The 17,477-nt window shown below is 69.9% G+C and carries 20 protein-coding genes; 11 read left to right on the forward strand and 9 right to left on the reverse strand.

Features of this window, described 5'->3' with window-relative positions; all coding sequences use genetic code 11:
* The first annotated feature begins 118 nt into the window (after positions 1 to 118).
* Positions 119 to 1,108 carry an aspartate carbamoyltransferase catalytic subunit gene (locus FHS97_RS05885; protein ID WP_184034470.1) on the forward strand — a complete coding sequence of 330 codons (990 nt, stop codon included), beginning with the start codon at positions 119 to 121 and terminating at the stop codon, positions 1,106 to 1,108.
* A complete protein-coding gene (locus FHS97_RS05890; RefSeq protein ID WP_184034473.1) occupies positions 1,105 to 2,325 on the forward strand; it encodes a dihydroorotase in 1,221 nt (406 codons plus the stop codon). Before FHS97_RS05885 ends, FHS97_RS05890 begins: the two co-directional genes overlap by 4 nt.
* A gap of 113 nt (positions 2,326 to 2,438) precedes the next feature.
* Here the strand turns inward: FHS97_RS05890 and FHS97_RS05895 are convergent, their stop codons facing one another.
* The 3 genes from FHS97_RS05895 to serB form a co-directional block, all read right to left on the reverse strand.
* Positions 2,439 to 3,197: a tetratricopeptide repeat protein gene (locus FHS97_RS05895; RefSeq protein ID WP_184034483.1), complete on the reverse strand. Its 759-nt coding sequence runs from the start codon at positions 3,195 to 3,197 to the stop codon at positions 2,439 to 2,441.
* The gene (locus FHS97_RS05900) at positions 3,197 to 3,913 is read right to left on the reverse strand and encodes a ParA family protein (RefSeq protein WP_184034486.1); all 717 of its coding nucleotides are present in this window, start codon (positions 3,911 to 3,913) and stop codon (positions 3,197 to 3,199) included. Before FHS97_RS05900 ends, FHS97_RS05895 begins: the two co-directional genes overlap by 1 nt.
* Before the next feature lie 78 nt (positions 3,914 to 3,991).
* Positions 3,992 to 4,873: a phosphoserine phosphatase SerB gene (gene serB, locus FHS97_RS05905; protein WP_184034489.1), complete on the reverse strand. Its 882-nt coding sequence runs from the start codon at positions 4,871 to 4,873 to the stop codon at positions 3,992 to 3,994.
* Between serB and miaA the strand changes: the two genes are divergently transcribed.
* The 6 genes from miaA (at position 4,872) to FHS97_RS05935 (ending at position 11,180) form a co-directional block, all read left to right on the forward strand.
* Positions 4,872 to 5,786, forward strand: coding sequence for a tRNA (adenosine(37)-N6)-dimethylallyltransferase MiaA (gene miaA / locus FHS97_RS05910; RefSeq protein WP_184034492.1), 915 nt, complete (start codon positions 4,872 to 4,874; stop codon positions 5,784 to 5,786). The genes serB and miaA overlap by 2 nt on opposite strands.
* Positions 5,787 to 5,866: 80 nt before the next feature.
* On the forward strand, positions 5,867 to 7,642 hold the full coding sequence (gene ilvB, locus FHS97_RS05915) for a biosynthetic-type acetolactate synthase large subunit (protein ID WP_311770250.1): 1,776 nt from the start codon (positions 5,867 to 5,869) through the stop codon (positions 7,640 to 7,642).
* 148 nt (positions 7,643 to 7,790) lie between these two features.
* The gene (gene ilvN, locus FHS97_RS05920) at positions 7,791 to 8,306 is read left to right on the forward strand and encodes an acetolactate synthase small subunit (protein WP_184034507.1); all 516 of its coding nucleotides are present in this window, start codon (positions 7,791 to 7,793) and stop codon (positions 8,304 to 8,306) included.
* Positions 8,307 to 8,432: 126 nt separating this feature from the next.
* Positions 8,433 to 9,452: a ketol-acid reductoisomerase gene (ilvC, locus tag FHS97_RS05925; RefSeq protein ID WP_184034510.1), complete on the forward strand. Its 1,020-nt coding sequence runs from the start codon at positions 8,433 to 8,435 to the stop codon at positions 9,450 to 9,452.
* Positions 9,453 to 9,741: 289 nt separating this feature from the next.
* Positions 9,742 to 10,467 carry a hypothetical protein gene (locus FHS97_RS05930; protein WP_221233156.1) on the forward strand — a complete coding sequence of 242 codons (726 nt, stop codon included), beginning with the start codon at positions 9,742 to 9,744 and terminating at the stop codon, positions 10,465 to 10,467.
* 95 nt (positions 10,468 to 10,562) lie between these two features.
* Complete coding sequence (locus tag FHS97_RS05935) at positions 10,563 to 11,180, forward strand: YceI family protein (protein ID WP_184034513.1); 618 nt, start codon at positions 10,563 to 10,565, stop codon at positions 11,178 to 11,180.
* A 35-nt stretch (positions 11,181 to 11,215) separates the two neighbouring features.
* On the opposite strand, the gene FHS97_RS05940 is transcribed toward FHS97_RS05935, so the two are convergent.
* Both FHS97_RS05940 and FHS97_RS05945 read right to left on the reverse strand, forming a co-directional pair.
* Positions 11,216 to 11,575 carry a hypothetical protein gene (locus FHS97_RS05940; protein ID WP_184034516.1) on the reverse strand — a complete coding sequence of 120 codons (360 nt, stop codon included), beginning with the start codon at positions 11,573 to 11,575 and terminating at the stop codon, positions 11,216 to 11,218.
* A 68-nt stretch (positions 11,576 to 11,643) separates the two neighbouring features.
* Positions 11,644 to 12,033 (reverse strand): BLUF domain-containing protein, encoded by a 390-nt coding sequence (locus tag FHS97_RS05945; RefSeq protein ID WP_184034519.1) that lies wholly within the window; start codon positions 12,031 to 12,033, stop codon positions 11,644 to 11,646.
* Between the two features lie 239 nt (positions 12,034 to 12,272).
* On the opposite strand from FHS97_RS05945, the gene leuA reads away from it, so the two are divergent.
* Positions 12,273 to 13,931, forward strand: coding sequence for a 2-isopropylmalate synthase (gene leuA, locus FHS97_RS05950; RefSeq protein ID WP_184034522.1), 1,659 nt, complete (start codon positions 12,273 to 12,275; stop codon positions 13,929 to 13,931).
* A complete protein-coding gene (locus tag FHS97_RS05955; RefSeq protein WP_343053384.1) occupies positions 13,928 to 14,587 on the forward strand; it encodes an HAD-IA family hydrolase in 660 nt (219 codons plus the stop codon). The genes leuA and FHS97_RS05955 overlap by 4 nt, the downstream gene beginning before the upstream one ends.
* Positions 14,588 to 14,754: 167 nt before the next feature.
* Here the strand turns inward: FHS97_RS05955 and FHS97_RS05960 are convergent, their stop codons facing one another.
* The 3 genes from FHS97_RS05960 to FHS97_RS05970 are packed head-to-tail and all read right to left on the reverse strand — an operon-like array spanning position 14,755 to position 16,190.
* Positions 14,755 to 15,180 (reverse strand): DUF1178 family protein, encoded by a 426-nt coding sequence (locus FHS97_RS05960; protein ID WP_184034528.1) that lies wholly within the window; start codon positions 15,178 to 15,180, stop codon positions 14,755 to 14,757.
* Between the two features lie 7 nt (positions 15,181 to 15,187).
* Positions 15,188 to 15,445, reverse strand: a complete 258-nt coding sequence (gene grxC / locus FHS97_RS05965; protein ID WP_184034531.1) for a glutaredoxin 3 — start codon at positions 15,443 to 15,445, stop codon at positions 15,188 to 15,190.
* Positions 15,446 to 15,476: 31 nt separating this feature from the next.
* On the reverse strand, positions 15,477 to 16,190 hold the full coding sequence (locus FHS97_RS05970; RefSeq protein WP_184034534.1) for a double zinc ribbon domain-containing protein: 714 nt from the start codon (positions 16,188 to 16,190) through the stop codon (positions 15,477 to 15,479).
* Between the two features lie 48 nt (positions 16,191 to 16,238).
* On the opposite strand from FHS97_RS05970, the gene FHS97_RS05975 reads away from it, so the two are divergent.
* Positions 16,239 to 17,078: a class I SAM-dependent methyltransferase gene (locus FHS97_RS05975; RefSeq protein WP_184034537.1), complete on the forward strand. Its 840-nt coding sequence runs from the start codon at positions 16,239 to 16,241 to the stop codon at positions 17,076 to 17,078.
* 7 nt (positions 17,079 to 17,085) lie between these two features.
* On the opposite strand, the gene FHS97_RS05980 is transcribed toward FHS97_RS05975, so the two are convergent.
* Positions 17,086 to 17,472, reverse strand: coding sequence for a response regulator (locus tag FHS97_RS05980; protein WP_184035044.1), 387 nt, complete (start codon positions 17,470 to 17,472; stop codon positions 17,086 to 17,088).
* Between the last annotated feature and the right edge of the window lie 5 nt (positions 17,473 to 17,477).

Below are 17,477 nucleotides of genomic sequence, written 5' to 3' on the forward strand. Positions count from 1 at the left end.
AGAAGCGGGGCCTCGGATCAAGTCCGGGGCGACGATAGGAGGGATGACGAGTGGCGACCCGGCCCGACCCCACACCCGACTTGCCCCCTCCCCGCTCCGCCATTAGGCAGCGGCTTCGATGAACCAGTCGGACCACCGCCCCGCCACGCTGATCCCCGGAGGCGCGGTGTTTCCGCACCGCCATCTGACCGGGATCGAGGGCCTGGAGCCCCATGAAATCACCTTCCTGCTCGACGAGGCCGAAACCTGGGTCGAGGCGAACCGCATCCGCGCCGCGCCCGACCAGCGGCTGGCGGGCTTCACGCAGATCAACGCTTTTTTCGAGAACAGCACGCGCACGTTGCTGAGCTTCGAGATCGCGGGCAAGCGGCTGGGCGCGGATGTCGTCAACATGCACGCCGCGCAGTCGAGCGTGAAGAAGGGCGAGACGCTGATCGATACCGCGATGACGTTGAACGCGATGCGCGCCGACGTGATCGTGATCCGGCACATGTCGTCCGGCGCGGTGCGGCTGATCGCGGACAAGGTCGATTGCCCGGTGCTCAACGCCGGTGATGGGCGGCACGAGCATCCGACACAGGCGCTGCTCGATGCGCTGACGATCCGGCGGCGGCTCGGCGGGATCGCCAACAAGCGGGTCGTGATCTGCGGCGACCTGCTGCACAGCCGCGTGGCGCGCTCGAACATCCTCGCGCTGACCGCGCTGGCTGCCGAGGTACGTGTCTGCGCGCCCTCGACCTTGATGCCGCCGGCGATCGAGCGGTTCGGCGTCACCGCCTTCACCGATTTCGATAAGGCGATCGAGGGCGCGGACGTGGTGATGATGCTGCGGTTGCAGACCGAGCGGATGGCGGGCGGCTATGTCCCCTCAACGCGCGAATATCATCTGCGCTACGGGCTGACGCTGGAGCGGCTCAACGATCGCGCGCCGGGGGCGCTGGTCATGCACCCGGGACCGATGAACCGCGGGGTGGAGATCGATTCGGCGGTCGCCGACCATGTCGAGCAATCGGCGATCACGGAGCAGGTGCAGATGGGCGTGGCGGTGCGGATGGCGTGTCTGGACGTGCTGACACGGCGTGCGCGCAAGGTGGAGGGCTGGGCATGACGCAGGCGCTGCACCTGACCAATGCGCGGCTGGTCTGCCCGGCGGGCGGCGAGCGCGACGGCGAGTTGCTGATCGTCGACGGCACGATCGTTTCGGGCGAGGCGCCGAGCCATGCCGAGCGCGTCGACTGTCGCGGCAAATTGCTCGCGCCCGGCATCATCGACGTCGGCGTGGCGCGGATCGACCGCGCGGCGGCGCGCGCCGGGGGCGTGGTGCGGGTCGCGCCGATGCCCGACCAGGTGCCGGTGCTCGACGAGCCGGGCGCGGTGCAGCGACTCGCGCTGATCGGGCGGCCCGATCTGTGGATCCATCCGATCGCGGCGGCGACGCGCGGGCTGGCGGGGGCCGATCTTGCCGAAATGGCGATCTGCCTGTCGGCGGGGGCGCGCGCGGTCGGGACCGGGCGCGGCTGGATCGCCGATTCGGGGGTGATGCACCGCGTGCTGATGTATGCGCGCGACCTCGACGTGGTGGTCGTCACCCACGCCGAGGACGGCGGGCTGGCGGCGGGCGCGGTGGCGACCGAGGGCGAGACCGCGACGCGGCTCGGGCTCCCGTCCGCCCCGGCGCTCGCCGAGCCGCTGGCGATCGCGCGCGACCTGATGCTGGCGGAAGAGACGGGCGCGCGGCTGCACCTGCGCTGCGTCACCACCGCGGCGGGGTTCGCCCTGGTGCGCGCGGCCAAGGCGCGCGGGGTGCGGGTGACGTGCGGCGTCACCCCGGCGTATCTGCTGCTCAGCGACAATGCGATGAGCGATTTCCGCACCTTCGCGCATCTCTCGCCGCCGCTGCGCAGCGAGGACGACCGCAAGGCGGCGCTGGCGGCGCTGGCGGACGGGACGATCGACCTTCTGTGTTCGGGGCATGATCCGCGCGGGCCGGAGGAAAAGCGGCTGCCGTTCGCGGACGCCAGCGCGGGCGCGGCGGATGCGGCGACGCTGCTACCGCTCGCGCTGGGGCTGGCGCGCGACGGGCGGGTGACGCTGCCGCGGCTGTTCGCGCTGCTCGCCACCGGCCCGGCGGCGCTGCTCGGGCTGGAGACGGGAACGCTGGCGGCGGGGATGCCCGGCGACGTGATCCTGATCGACGAGAGCGCACCGTGGCAGATCGACGCCGACCGGCTGCCGGGCAAGGCGGGCAATACGCCGTTCGACGGGCTGCCGGTGCAGGGTCGCGTCGTCGCGATGTGGAAGGGCGGCCGCGCGATCGCGGGGTGAGCGACCGCGCGCTCCTTTCACTCCGTCACCCCGGACTTGATCCGGGGTCCCGCTTTGCGGCGCGTCAGAAGAAAGAAGCCGGGTCCCGGATCAAGTCCGGGACGACGGAGATGTCAGTATGCCGCCACCGTCACAGAATCGGCGCGGTGGAGCGCCAGCGCCTCGGGCTGGCCGGGGTCGATCGCGGGGGTGATCTTGAGCAGCGCGGCGACCTGATCCGCGGCCCCGTGCGGGCGGGCGAAGCGCATCCAGCCGAGGATCCGCTCGCGCGCCTTGGCCGGCGGAAGGTCGAGCCCGACGAGGAAGAACGCGTCGGGCCATTCGCCGGCCAGCGCGAGCGCGAGCGCCAGATTCTGCCGGGTGCGCGCATCGACGCCGGGGACGCGCATCGCCGCCATCAGCACCTCGACGCCCTGCCCCGGCGCGCCGGCGAGCGCCAGCGCCAGCCCGCGGTCGGCGGCGGGGATCAGCGCGGCATAGCGCGACAGCGTCGCCTGCGCGGCGTCATGCTGCCCGCTCGCGATCTGCGCGAGCACGAGGTGGAGCGCGGTCGCGCCGTCGGCCTGCCGCAGCGCGAGCGCGTCATCGAACGCCTGCGCTGCCGAGCGGAAGCGGCCGGCGCGCAAATAGGCGGTGCCGAGCAGCGCGCGGCGCGCGCCGTCGCTGCCGTCGCGCGTCACTGCCTGTTCCGCGCGCGCGACCGCTTCCGGCCAGTGGCGATGCCGGAGCGCGCGCTCGGCGGCGGCGACATCGGCCGCGCCGGCATCGGCGACGACGTGCGCGCGGCCGAAATCGAAATGCCAGACGCTGCACCCGGCCAGCGACAGCGCGGCGGCGACGATCGTGGCGAGGCGGGACGGGCCAACCTTCATCAGGTCAGCACCCGCCGGCCGAAGCTGTGCGCGGTCGCGCGCACCGCGCCATAGCCGCCGCCGGGCGTGCTGGTCGTGAAGACGGTGCGGCGGAAATTCTTTTCGAGCCGGTCGGAGACGTGGCTCCACAGCGCCACGATCTCCCCGGCGGCCGGGCCGTCCGGGTCGGTTTCCAGCACGGTGCGGCCATCGGCCATCGCGGTGGCATATTCGGTGCGCTGGTGGACGGTGATCGCGGCGACGGTGCCGTGCTGCGACAAGGCCATGGCGGTGTCCGCGGTGATCGGGGCGCCCGCGGTCGCGGCGTTGACGACGAACAGCAGCGGCTTCCCCGAGCGTTCGCATAGCTCGACGGTCCCGCCGACCGCGTGGAGATCGTGCGGGCTGGGCCGCGTCGGCACGACGATCAGCTCGGCAAGGTGGATCGCGGCCTGGATCGCGACGGTCAGCGCGGGCGGGGTGTCGATCAATACCAGCCGCACGCCTTTCTCGCGCAAGCCATCGAGGTCCGGCCCGAGCCGGGTGACGCCCGAGGCGGCGAACGACGGGGATGGCGCGGTGCGCGCGGCCGCCCATGGCGCGAGCGTGCCCTGCGGGTCGAGATCGAGCAGCGCAACCGGCCCGAGGCCGGCGCGCTCCGCCTGCACCGCGAGATGCCCGGCCAGCGTCGTCTTGCCCGAGCCGCCCTTTTGCGATGCCACCGCGAGTACGCGCATGTCGGCTGCCGATGTCCCCGTTTGATCCGGGTGACTGCATCGCACACGGATGGTGGAGGAAGCGTTAATGCCGTTCGGTCAGATACTTGCCCATTCAGCGCGCGGGACGCCCTGAGCCCAGAGCAACGCGGTGAGATCGCCGTGTTCGATCCGCGCCGCCGCCGCCGCGGCGACGATCGGCTTGGCGTGGTAAGCGACGCCCAGCCCCGCGATCTCGATCATCGCCAGATCATTCGCCCCGTCGCCGACCGCCAGCGTCGCCGCGTCCGCCAGCCCGAGCGCGGCGCGCGTCTCCAGCAGCGTCTCGCGCTTGGTGGCGGCGCCGACGATCGGGCGCGCGACCGTCCCCGACAAGGTCGCGCCGTCGATCTCGAGCACGTTGGCGATCGCGCGGTCGAAACCGATCTCGGCGGCGACCGGCTCGGCGAAGCGCGTGAACCCGCCGGACACCAGCACCGCGCTTGCCCCCCACGCGCGCATCGTCCTGACCAGCGCGCGCGCACCGGGCATCAATTGCACGCGCTCGGCGCGGCAGGTGTCGATAACCGCGGCGTCGAGCCCCTTGAGCAACGCGACGCGCGCGTCGAGCGCGGCCTCGAAGTCCAGCTCGCCGCGCATCGCCGCCTCGGTGATTGCGGCGATCTTCGGCTTGAGCCCGGCATAGTCGGCGAGTTCGTCGATGCACTCGACGGTGATCATCGTCGAATCCATGTCCGCGACGAGCAGCATCTTGCGGCGACCGTCGCGGGGCTGGACGACCACGTCGACGCGCTCGAACGCGCCCTCCAGCGCGACGCGCGCCTCGGCGGGCGCCAGCTCTAAGTGCCAGTCGGCGGCGTCGCCCTCGTCGATCCACGCCATGGTCGTCGGCGCGCAGCCCGCCGCGGCGAGGCGATCGTGCGCCTCGGCCATGATGTTGGGCGTCAGCCGCCCTGCTGCTATCAGCGTCGCCGTGAACATGCCTAACCCCGCAAAGCCAAGGCTGGCGCTCATCGCAGGGCCGACCGCCAGCGGCAAGAGCGCGCTGGCGATCGAGCTGGCGGAGGAGGTCGGCGGGACGGTCATCAACGCCGACGCCAGCCAGGTGTATCGCGACCTGCGCGTGCTGTCGGCACGCCCTTCCCCCGCCGACGAAGCGCGCGTACCGCATCGGCTGTTCGGTTATGTCGATGGCGTGGAGGCGTGTTCGGCGGCGCGCTGGGCGGCTGATGCCGCGGCGGAGGTGCGGCGCGTTCATGCCGCGGGCGGCGTGCCGGTGCTGGCCGGCGGGACCGGGCTGTACCTGCGCACCCTGCTCGACGGAATCGCGCCGGTGCCGGAGATCGACGCCGCGGTCCGCGCGGCAGTGCGGGCGATGCCGGTCGCCGAGGCCCATGCGACGCTGTCGCGGGAAGACCCGGAAGCGGCGGCGCGGCTCAATGCGCGCGATACGACGCGGGTCGCCCGCGCGCTGGAGGTGGTGCGGTCGACCGGGCGGACGCTGGCGGCGTGGCAAGCCGACCGAAGCGGCGGGATCGGCCACATGTTCGACGTGCGCGGGCTCGTGCTGCTGCCCGACCGCGAGACGCTGATGGCACGCTGCGACGCGCGGCTGGCGGAGATGTTCGCCATGGGCGGAGTCGAGGAGGTCGCCGCGCTGCTCGCGCGGGCCGACATCCCCGCCGACGCGCCCGTGCGGCGCGCGATCGGGGTGCCGGAAATCGTCGCCATGCTCTCGGGCGAGCGGTCACGCGACGATGCGCTGACGGCCGCGCAGCTCGCGACACGGCGCTATGCCAAGCGGCAATATACGTGGTTTCGCAATCAGTTACCCACTGAATGGCAATGCTGCGCCGCGCCAAATTTGCAATTATATTTCTCGAAAAGCGGTTGACGCGTAACTTTCTATGCCGTAGCGCGCCCCTGCCCGGCGGAGTAAGACACCCGCCCTTTCCTTTCTTGAGGAGACGTGACGTGACCGAGAAGAGCGGAGCAGACATCCTGGTCGAGGCGCTGTGCGATCTCGGCGTGGAGGTCGTGTTCGGCTATCCGGGCGGTGCCGTCCTGCCGATCTACGACGCCTTGTTCCGGAATTCCGTCGAGAAAGGTGGGAAGATCCGGCACATCCTCGTGCGTCACGAACAGGCCGCCACCCATGCCGCGGAAGGCTATGCGCGCTCGACCGGCAAGCCGGGCGTCGTGCTCGTCACCTCCGGCCCCGGTGCGACCAATGCGGTCACCGGGATCACCGACGCGTTGCTCGATTCGATCCCGATGGTGGTCATCACCGGGCAGGTCCCGACCGCGTTGATCGGCTCGGACGCGTTCCAGGAAGCCGATACCGTCGGCATCACGCGTCATTGCTCGAAGCACAATTATCTCGTGAAGGACCCGGCGCGGCTCGGCGCGGTGATCCATGAGGCGTTTCATATCGCGACCTCGGGCCGCCCCGGCCCGGTCGTGGTCGACATCCCCAAGGACGTGCAGGTCGCGACCGCCGGCTATGCCAAGCCCGGCCCGATCCAGCACAAGACCTATCGCCCGCAGCTCAAGGCCGATCGCGCCGCGATCGAGCAGGTCGTCGATATGCTGGCGGCGGCGGAGCGCCCGGTGCTCTATACCGGTGGCGGAGTCATCAACTCGGGGCCGGCGGCCTCGCAATTGCTGCAGGAGCTGGTCAGGATCACCGGCGCGCCGGTGACCTCGACGTTGATGGGGCTGGGCGCCTATCCCGCGAGCGGGCCGCAATGGCTCGGGATGCTGGGGATGCACGGCACCTATGAAGCGAACATGGCGATGAACCAGGCCGATCTGGTCGTCGCGATCGGCTCGCGCTTCGACGATCGGGTGACCGGGCGGCTCGACGCCTTCTCGCCCAACAGTCGCAAGGTGCATATCGACATCGACCGGTCGAGCATCAACAAGACGGTGCGGATCGACCTTCCGATCGTCGCCGATGCCGGCCACGCGATGCAGGACATGATCCACGTCTGGAAGGCGCGCCAGCATCCGAAACCCGACATTGCCGAGTGGTTGCGGCGGATCGAGGGCTGGCGGGCGCGCAAATGCCTCGACTTCCCCGAGAACGGTCCGAATTCGATGAACGGCGAGATCATGCCGCAGCGCGCGGTCCGCGCCCTGTACGACGCCACGCATCACCGCCAGCCGATCATCACCACCGAGGTCGGCCAGCACCAGATGTGGGCCGCGCAGCATTTCGGGTTCGACCTGCCGAACAAGTGGCTGACGAGTGGCGGGCTCGGCACGATGGGCTATGGCCTGCCCGCCGCGATCGGCGCGCAGCTCGGCAATCCGAATGCGCTGGTGATCGATATCGCGGGCGAGGCGTCGATCCAGATGAACATCCAGGAGCTGGCGACGGCGACGCAATATCGCCTGCCGGTGAAGGTGTTCATCCTCAACAACGAATATATGGGGATGGTCCGCCAGTGGCAGGAGCTGACCTATGAGAGCCGCTATGCCGAGAGCTATTCGGACTCGCTGCCCGATTTCGTGAAGCTGGCCGAGGCCTATGGCTGGAAGGGCATCCGGATCGAACATCCCGATCAGCTTGAGGACGGGATCGCCGCGATGCTCGCGCATGATGGCCCGGTGATGGTGGATTGCATGGTGGCGAAACTCGCCAATTGCTTCCCGATGATCCCGAGCGGCGCGGCGCATACCGACATGATCCTGCAGGCCAATGAGGTCAGCGGGACGATGGACGACGAGGCCAAGGCGCTGGTTTGATCGAGGCTCCCCTCCCTTTCAAGGGAGGGGCTGGGGGTGGGTGTCGTGCTCGTGATACGGCACCGCCCGCGCCCCGATCAGCTGTACGCCGCCAAGACGCCACCCACCCCCGACCCCTCCCTCGCAAGGGAGGGGAGTGAGAGCTGAAATGCACATCCGTGAAGAGAAAGCCGAACGCCACACTTTGGCGGTGATCGTCGACAACGAGCCGGGCATCCTCGCCCGGATCGCCGGGCTGTTCACCGCGCGCGGCTATAATATCGAGAGCCTGACGGTCAGCGAGATCACCGCCGACAAGGCGGTCAGCCGGATCACGATCGTCACCAGCGCCAGCCCGGCGACGCTGGAGCAGATCGTCGCGCAGCTCGACCGGCTGGTGCCGGTCCACCGCGTCCACGACCTGACCGCCGAGGGCGATCACGTCGAACGCGAGCTGGCGCTGGTCAAGGTGCGCGGCGTCGGCGACCATCGGATCGAGGCGTTGCGGCTCGCCGAGGTCTATCGCGCGCGGGTGGTCGACGCGACGACCAGCAGCTTCGTGTTCGAGGTGACGGGCGGGATCGAAAAGATCGACAAGTTCGTCGAGCTGATGGACGAGGTCGGCCTGATCGAGGTCGCGCGCACCGGCGTGGTCGCGATCGCGCGCGGCAAGGACGCGGCCTAAAACTTCGCTATTGGATCAACATAACCCGTCACCCCGGACTTGATCCGGGGTCCCGCTTCCTCTGCCACGCCAGCGAAGAAGCGGGACCCCGGCGCAAGGCCGGGGTGACGAAAGAGGAGCAAGAACATGAAGGTCTATTACGATCGCGACGCCGATCTGAATCTCATCACCGGCAAGAAGATCGCCATCGTCGGCTATGGCTCGCAGGGCCACGCCCATGCGCAGAACCTGCGCGATTCGGGGATCGCCGAGGTCGCGATCGCGCTGCGCGAGGGCTCGGCGACCGCGAAGAAGGCCGAGGGCGCGGGCTTCAAGGTGATGAGCACCAAGGAGGCCGCGGCATGGGCCGATATCCTGATGATCCTCGCGCCCGACGAGCATCAGGCCGCGATCTATGAGGACGACATCAAGGGCCGGATGAAGCCGGGCAGCGCGCTTGCCTTCGCGCACGGGCTCAACGTCCACTTCGGGCTGATCGAGCCGCCGGCGGACATCGACGTCATCATGATCGCGCCCAAGGGGCCGGGCCATACCGTGCGCAGCGAGTACGTGCGCGGCGGCGGCGTGCCGTGCCTGATCGCGATCCATCAGGACGCGAGCGGCAACGCGCATGACGTTGCGCTCGCCTATGCCTCGGGCGTCGGCGGTGGCCGTTCCGGGATCATCGAGACGAACTTCAAGGAAGAGTGCGAGACCGACCTGTTCGGCGAGCAGGCGGTGCTGTGCGGCGGTGTGACCCACCTGATCCAGGCCGGGTTCGAGACCTTGGTCGAGGCCGGTTATGCGCCGGAAATGGCGTATTTCGAGTGCCTGCACGAGACGAAGCTGATCGTCGACCTGCTGTACGAGGGCGGGATCGCGAACATGCGCTACTCGATCTCGAACACCGCCGAATATGGCGACATCGTCACGGGTCCGCGGATCATCACCGACGAGACGAAGAAGGAAATGAAGCGCGTGCTGGCCGACATCCAGTCGGGCCGCTTCGTGAAGAACTTCGTGCTCGACAATCGGGCGGGCCAGCCCGAGCTGAAGGCGGCGCGCAAGGCCGCGGCGGCGCACCAGATCGAGAAGACCGGTGCGGAGCTGCGCGCGATGATGCCGTGGATCGGCGCGAACAAGCTGGTGGACAAGGACAAGAACTGATCGCAGCGCAGCGTGCGGCAGCCACGCTGCCGCTCGACTGCGCCAGATCGGCCGGCGCGGCAGAGCCGGCCCAGAGGGCACGGCTCTGCCGGGTCCGACGGGCCGGCGGGCGGGGAGCGCTGCTCCCCTCCCTTTCAAGGGAGGGGCTTTTACAGCGACCCACCTAACCGCTTTGTAACCGCGAAGCCGATTGCCGCCCGCGACCGCCTCCTGTACTCGCGCGCAGATGCGGACGGCGACGTACCGAGCTTCGTCGTACCGGACCCGTCAGGACACGGGCAGCCGAATCGTGTCGGTGCTGCTGGCGGTCGGCATCGCGATCGCGATCATCCTTGCGCTGCTCACCATGGGCGGGGTGGTGCACGGCGACTTCGGCGACGGACGCCGGCTGGTCAGCTTCGACGTCCGCAACGAGGGCGCCAAGCAGCAGAAGTCGGAGACGCAAAAGGCCGAACGCCAGCAGGCCGCGCCGACCCGCAGCGAGATCACCCCGCCGCGCGTCGTCACCCCGCGCCCGGTGCCCGCGCCGCCGCTCCCCGAGCAGCCGCTGCACCTGCCCGGCGTGATGATCCTCAACCATGTCGATTACGCCGCGTCGGATATCGGCACGATCAAGGGCACTGCCGGCCCGTCCGGCAGCGGCAAGGGCGATAGCGGACGCGGCGACGACACGCAGACCGTCGGGCTGGGGCCGGGCGGCGAGCCGCTGTACGCCGCCGAATGGTATCGCCGCCCGCGCCCCGCCGAGACGCAGCCGTACATGCCGCGCGGCAAGACCGGTTGGGGGATGGTGGCGTGCCGCACCGCGCCGCGCTTCCATGTCGAGGATTGCCGCGAGCTGGGCGAGACGCCGGGCTCCGGGATCGGACGGGGATTGCGGCAGGCGGCATGGCAGTTCCTCGTCCGCCCGCCGCGTAAGGGCGGGACCGAGTTGATCGGCGCGTGGGTGCGGATCCGCTTCGACATCATCCCCACCGGCGGCCCCGATCCGGATCAGGACCCGGCGGGCGAATAGCGGCCTCGCCGCGAAATGATCCGTTTCGCGCGTGGCGTCTTCGCAACGACGCCAAACTGTGGTGCAACCGCCCGCACAACAGGAGGATCAACAACATGCGTCCGATCATCGCCGCCGTTCTCGCCACGACGCTCGCGGTTCCCGCCGTCGCGCAGCTTGCGACCACTCCGCAGCAGCCCGGCCAGCCGCAGGCGGCGCGCGTCGCCGCGGGCACCTATCAGGTCGACCCCGCGCACACGCAGGTGACGTGGGAGGTCAACCACATGGGCTTCTCGATGCTGCAGGGGCAGTTCGGCGCGCAAGGCGGCTCGATCACGATCGACCCGAAGAAGCCCGCCGCGACCAAGGTCGAGGTGACCTTCGCGATCAACGAGCTGTCGACCACCTCGGCGCAGTTCGCCAATCACCTCAAGTCGGGCGACTTCTTCGACGCCGCCGCGAACCCGACCGCGCGCTTCGTCTCGACCTCGGTCACGCCGCGCGGCCCGAACCGCGCGACGCTGAACGGCAATCTGACGATCAAGGGCGTCACCAAGCCGGTCGCGCTGGACGTCACGTTCGTCGGCGCGGGCACCAACCCGATGAGCAAGAAGGTCAACTTCGGCTTCACCGGCACCGGCACGATCAAGCGCAGCGACTTCGGGCTCGGCTATGCCGCGCCGGTCGTTTCCGACAACGTCAAGCTGACGGTGCAGGCGGCGTTCACCGCCTGAGCACCCGCCCGGCCCCGCCGCGCGCGGGGCCGGCTTTACTCGCCCAGCGAGTAAGCGGCGCCGTACTTGCCGTTTTTGCGATGGCCGATGCTCCAGATCGCGGTCTTCCCGCCCGCGAACTTGACCGCATAGGTCTCGACGCGCGTGTCGCCCTCGCCCTCGCCCTTGATGAACGACAGATCGCCGACCGTCCCCAGCGCGCTCAGCCCGGGCTGCATCTGCGGCAACTGCGCGCGGCAGGCCGAGAGCAGCGGCTCGGCCATCAGATCGTCGGGACAGCGTCCGCCGGCCGTCTCGGTAAGCATCCGGCGCAACGCGGGGCCGTAATCGCCGGCCTCCGCTGCCGGTGCCGCGGCGGCCATCGCGATCGCCGCGGCCGTGATGATCGTATGCATCGTCGCCCTCCCCCTTGTTATCCGGGGAAAGTTATTGCGCCGGCCCGAGCGCCCGGCAAGCGCCGATCTCAGGCGGCGCGGTGGAGCTGGACGAAGCCGTCGAAGGTCGCACGGACCGATGGCGACGCCTGCGCGACCAACGCGCGCACGCGCGCCACGAAGGCGTCGCCATCGTCGCCCGCGACGCGTTCGGCCATCGCCCACCCGCCGAACTCACGCGCGTTCACGTCACGCGACGACAGCACCACCATCGCGCGATGCCGCGGGTCGGCATCGATCCGCCCCAGCGCGCGCTCGACGTTTGCGATGTCGCCCTCCAGCACCTGCAGGAAGCGCTTGCCGTTGGTGTAAAGAAGCCCGGTCAGGCCATCGCGCGCATTGTTGCGACGCGAGGTGGTGAGAATCGCCGCGGTATCGACGGTGCCCGTTGCCGTGCTGATGTAGACGATCTGTAGCATGCGAACTCCTGTGGCCTCTGCAAATGACCGGGAAGTCTTGCTTTTTCCTCAACTTGTTTGCCGCACTGGACAGCGGGGCGGTGCGCGCGCTAGGCACGGCCGCGATGACGCGCTGCCCGGCCCTGCTCCTGCGACTTACGCGCCCTTAGGCGCGGACCTGCCGACGCGTGCATCGCACGCGCGACGCGCCTAAGGGCTGTTCCGACCTTCCCTGACGCTCCTGCACAAGAGAGCCCGTGATGTTGCGCGACCCGAGCCAGAAATACCGTCCCTTCCCTACCGTCGACCTGCCCGACCGGCGCTGGCCGTCGACCGCGATCACGCGCGCGCCGCGGTGGCTGTCGACCGACCTGCGCGACGGCAACCAGGCGCTGATCGACCCGATGGACGCCGAGAAGAAGACGCGCTTCTTCGACCTGCTGGTGAAGGTCGGGTTGAAGGAGATCGAGGTCGGCTTCCCGAGCGCGGGTGCCACCGAGTTCGACTTCATCAGCGGGCTGGTGCGCGACGGTCGCGTGCCCGACGACGTCGCGATCCAGGTGCTGACGCAATCGCGCCGCGACCTGATCGCGCGCAGCTTCGAAAGTCTGGAGGGCGCGAAAACCGCGATCGTCCACCTCTACAATGCCGTCAGCCCGGCGTGGCGCAAGATCGTGTTCGGGATGACGCGCGACGAGGTGAGGAACATCGCGGTCGAGGGCGCGAAGGTGCTGCGCGACGAAGCGGCGAAGCGCCCGAACACCCGCTGGCAGTTCGAATATTCGCCGGAAACCTTCTCGACCGCGGAGCTGGATTTCTCGGTCGAGGTGTGTGCGGCGGTGATGGAGGTGCTGCGTCCGACCGCCGATGCGCCGATCATCCTGAACCTGCCGGCGACGGTCGAGTGCGCGACGCCGAACGTCTATGCCGACCAGATCGAATGGTTCGGGCGCAACATCCCCAACCGCGAGGCGGTGGTGATCTCGCTCCACACCCACAACGATCGCGGCACCGGGGTCGCCGCCGCCGAGCTGGGGCTGATGGCGGGCGCGGATCGCGTCGAGGGGTGCCTGCTGGGCAATGGCGAGCGGACCGGCAATTGCGATCTCGTAACGGTCGCGCTCAACATGTACACGCAAGGGACCGACCCGCAGCTCGATGTGTCGAACATCGACGAGATCGTGAAGACGGTCGAATATGCGACGAACATCCCGGTGCATCCGCGCACGCCCTATGCCGGCGATCTGGTGTTCACCGCCTTTTCGGGCAGCCATCAGGACGCGATCAAGAAGGGCTTTGCCGCGCAGGCCGCGCGCAACGACACGTTGTGGGAGGTGCCGTACCTGCCGATCGACCCTGCCGACCTCGGGCGCAGCTACGAAGCCGTCATTCGCGTCAACTCGCAGAGCGGCAAGGGCGGTGTCGCCTGGGTGCTGGAGCAGGACAAGGGGCTCAAGCTGCCCAAAAGGATGCAGGCCGACTTCAGCCGCCACGTCCAGGCGCTGGCCGACGCGAGCAGCCGCGAACTCAACGCCGCCGATATTTGGGGCGCGTTCGAGCAGGCGTATCTGCCCGGCGACGGCGACCGCTTCGTACTGCGCGATTATGAGGAAACCGGCGCATCCGGCGAGCGCATGTTCGTGGGGCGGGTCGCGATCGACGGCGAGGAACGCTCGCTGTCGGGACGCGGCAACGGTCTGATCTCGGGGGTGATCGCAGCGCTGGCCGACAGCACCGGGCCGAACCTGGACGTGATCGATTATAGCGAGCACGCGATCGGGCACGGCGCGGGCGCGCAGGCGGTCGCCTATCTGGAATGCCGGACCGGCGACGGGCGGACGGTATGGGGAGTCGGCATCGACAGCGACATCGCCACCGCCAGCGTCCGCGCGGTGCTCTCCGCGGCGAACCGCGCGTGACGCGCCGCTACGCCGCGTTCCTGTTCGACATGGACGGGACGCTGATCAACAGCATTCCCTCGGCGATCCGCGCGTGGACGGCCTGGGCCGAGCGGCACGCGATCGACGTCGACGCGCTGATGGCGGTGATGCACGGCGTCCGCGCGATCGAGACGATCCGCCGCTTCGCGCCGCCCGGAGTCGACCCGCAGGCGGAGTTCGAAGCGCTGTTGCAGGCCGAGATCGACGATGTCGCCGACGTGGTCGAGATCGCCGGGGCCGCCGCGTTCACGCGCGCCCTGCCGGCGGATCGCTGGGCGATCGTTACGTCGGCGCCGCGCACGCTGGCGGAGGTGCGGCTGCGCGCGGCCGGGCTGGTGCCGCCGGCGGTGATGGTGACCGCTGACGACGTCGAGCGCGGCAAGCCCGCCCCCGATTGTTTCCTGCTCGCCGCCGAGCGGCTTGGGGTGGCGGCCAGCGACTGTCTGATATGGGAAGATGCACCCGCCGGGATCGCAGCGGGCGAGGCGGCCGGGGCGGACGTGATGGTCATTACCGCGACGCATCACGCGCGGCTGGAGACGGCGCATGGCAGCGTGGTGGACTATGGCGCGCTCTCGGTCGAGGTCGCGGACGACGGCGCGCTATTGCTGCACGAGCGGGTGGTGGCGTGCTGATCTAACGCGGCGTCTCCCGTCATCTCCGCGAAGGCGGGGGTCCAGACGCGCAACCTTTCGCAAGGCCGCACCGTCAGAGGTTCTGGCTTCCTCCCTTCACGGAGATGACGGCTTGGAAGGTCCGTGCAGAAACCGTGAGCCGGGATGGCGACGGTAAGCGGACCGCGTCAGTTCACCGTCTCCGGCGGCGTCACCGGCAGCGGGAGCGGTGCGATCGGAACGCCCTCGTCGGCAAGCTGCTTCGCTTCGGCGAGACTGGCCTGGCCATGAATCGGCGCATCGGGCTTGTCGCCGGCGTGCATCGCGCGTGCCTCGGCCGCGAAGTCGCCGCCGACCCAGCGCGAGCCGGCCAGCGCGCGGCGCTGCGCCTCCGCAACCTTCACGAGCAACGCCTTCGCCTCGGCGGGCGCGACGCCGCGATTGCCCTTCGGCGCGACGTTCGGCGCCATCACCGCCTTGTCGATCTCGCCCGCGCCACACGACGGGCAGGCCAGCAGGCCACGCGCGCGCTGGTCTTCGTAAGCGGCTGACGACGCGAACCATGCCTCGAACACATGGCCGTCGCGCGCGCAACGCAGATCGAAGACGATCATCGCATCGTCAGCGGCCGAGCAGCGCGTCGAGCTTGCCCGCGCGCTCCAGTGCGGCGAGATCGTCGGAGCCGCCGACGTGCGTGCCGTCGATGAAAATCTGCGGGACGGTGGTGCGACCGCCGGCGCGCTCGATCATCTCGCCGCGCTTGGCGGTGTTCATGCCGATGTCCGTCTCCTCGACCGCGACGTCCTTCGACGCCAGCAGGTTCATCGCGCGCGCGCAATAGGGACAGAATGCCTTGGTGTAGATCTCGACCTGTGCCATCGCCCCTAGGTGTGAGCGGCAACCCGCGCTGTCAATCGCTTGGGCCCTCAATGACGCGCGCCCAGGCGAGGATCGTCACCGACGCCGCCCCCGCGGCACGCAGCACCTGCACGCACGCCGCCGCGGTCGCGCCGCTGGTGTAGACGTCGTCGACCAGCACCAGCGACGCGCCGCGCACTACTTCGCGACCATGCGGAGTAACGCGAAAGGCACCCGCGACAGTCGCGCGGCGCTCGCGCGCGGAGCGGTCGCGCAGCGGCGGGGTAGCGCGGTGACGCTCCAGCGCGTGCATCGTGACTGGCAGCCGCGCGCGGCGCGCCAGCGCGGCCGCGATCAGACCCGCCTGATTATAGCCGCGCGACCAGAGCCGTCGGCGATGCAGCGGCACCGGGACCAGCAACGTCGCCCCCGGCGGCACGTGGCGGACCATCAGCGCCGCCATCGTCGCGGCGTAGAAGGGTCGCCCGCCATATTTGAGCCGCAGCGCGACGGTCCTCGCCACCTCGCCATAAGCGACCGCCGCGCGAACCCCGGCATGGTCGGGCGGGTCGGCGAGGCAGGCGCCACATAGGGCGTCCGGGCCGCGATCGAACGCGAACGGCAGGTTGCAGCCCGCGCACCACGGCGGCGCGAGCAGCCGCAGCCGCGACCAGCACGGCGCGCAGAACCGCCCCTGCCCCGCGACGGTCGCGCCGCAGCCGGGGCAGCGCGGCGGCAGGACCAGATCGAGCAGATGGCCGAACACGCCCGGCCTTGTGGCGCGCGCCGCGAACGGGCACAAGCCGGGCGCATCATGGCCTCTCCCGACATCTTCGATCGCGCTGCGCGTCGCGCCCGCCGCGACCGCGCCGCCGGCGGCTATGCCGGGCATGATTTCCTGCGCGCCGCGATGATCGAGGGGATCGTCGACCGGCTGGGCGCGGTGAAGCGCGACTTCACCGACGTGCTCGACCTCGGCTGTTTCGACGCGTCGTTCGTGCCGCCGGTGGGCGCGCGAGTGGCGCGCTTCGATCCGGGGTTTGCGTTCGCGCGCGCGGCCGGCGGGGTGCAGGGCGACGAGGACCGGTTGCCGTTCGCCGACGGCGCCTTCGATCTGGTGGTGGCCGCGGGGACGCTCGACAGCGTCGGCGACCTGCCCGGCGCGCTGACGCTGATCCGGCGAACCCTGCGTCCCGACGGACTGTTCCTGGGCGCGTTCGTCGGCGGGAGCAGCCTGTCAACGCTGCGCGCCGTGCTGCGCGACGCCGAGGGCGAGCGGCCGGTCGCGCGGTTGCATCCGCAGGTCGACCTGCGCTCGGCGGGCGATCTGCTGGTGCGCGCCGGGCTGACGCTGCCGGTCGCGGACAGCGAGACGCTGACGGTGCGCTATGGCGCGTTCGGGCGGTTGCTCGACGATCTGCGCGGGATGGCGGCGAGCAACACGCTCGCGACGCGTCACCCGCTGCGTCGTGACGTGCTGGCGTGTGCCGCTGCCGACTTCGCCGCGCGCGCCGCGCCGGACGGGCGGACCGCCGAGCGCTTCGACCTGATCTTCCTCACCGGCTGGTCGCCCTCCCCCGACCAGCCGAAGCCGGCGCGGCGCGGAAGTGCCGGCGCATCGCTAGCGGCGGCGCTGCGGCCACCGACGGCGTAGGCGCGGCTCACATCAGCGCGGCGTCGCCGTCCTCGGCGAGCAGCCGGCCCATCGCGTCGAACAATTCGTCCATCGCCACCGGCTTGAAGATCACGTCATTGGCGCCCGCCGCGATGCAGCGCTGGCGCAGGTCGACCGCGGTGTCGGCGGTGACGACGATGATCGGCATCCGCGCCTTGGCATCGGTGCGCGCGCGGATATGGCCGATCGCGGTGATGCCATCCATCCCTGGCATCCGCAGGTCGATCAGCGCGATCGCGAAATCATGCGTATCGATCAGCTCCAGCCCGATTTCCGCGCTCTCCGCCTCGACCATCTCGACGTCGGCGACGTCCAGCATGTCGCGCACGACCCGACGGTTCATTCTGTCATCCTCGATGAACAGCACCGTCATCGCCG

It is taken from the genome of Sphingomonas endophytica, from assembly GCF_014199415.1.
GTDB lineage: Bacteria > Pseudomonadota > Alphaproteobacteria > Sphingomonadales > Sphingomonadaceae > Sphingomonas > Sphingomonas endophytica.